The sequence below is a fragment of the Rosenbergiella epipactidis genome, from assembly GCF_018494055.1.
Lineage (GTDB): Bacteria > Pseudomonadota > Gammaproteobacteria > Enterobacterales > Enterobacteriaceae > Rosenbergiella > Rosenbergiella epipactidis.
This window is the reverse complement of record NZ_JABBFQ010000036.1, coordinates 1-210: the sequence shown is the minus strand read 5'-3', so window position 1 is coordinate 210 and position 210 is coordinate 1. Positions and strand designations below refer to the sequence as shown.

Sequence of the window (210 nt, the reverse complement as noted above, 5' to 3'; positions counted from 1 at the left end):
TCACTTCTGAGTTCGGCATGGGGTCAGGTGGGACCACCGCGCTAGTGCCGCCAGGCAAATTCTTGGTGCTAAAAACGGGCCTTTTTAACGTACTCGGCGTTAACTTCCCTCGCGCTAGTCAGTCACATACCTGTGTATGCGCCTTCTTATCGCTTGGTTGTCGCCTTGATTACGATAAAAATTCATCGTTTCTACAAATTCGTTTCTTAA

General features: G+C 48.1%; 1 protein-coding gene. It reads left to right on the top strand.

Annotated elements, in window-relative coordinates; all coding sequences use genetic code 11:
* Nucleotides 1-17: 17 nt before the first annotated feature.
* The coding region (locus HGT71_RS15705; RefSeq protein ID WP_214218614.1) for a hypothetical protein at nt 18-210 on the top strand (193 nt) is incomplete at its 3' end.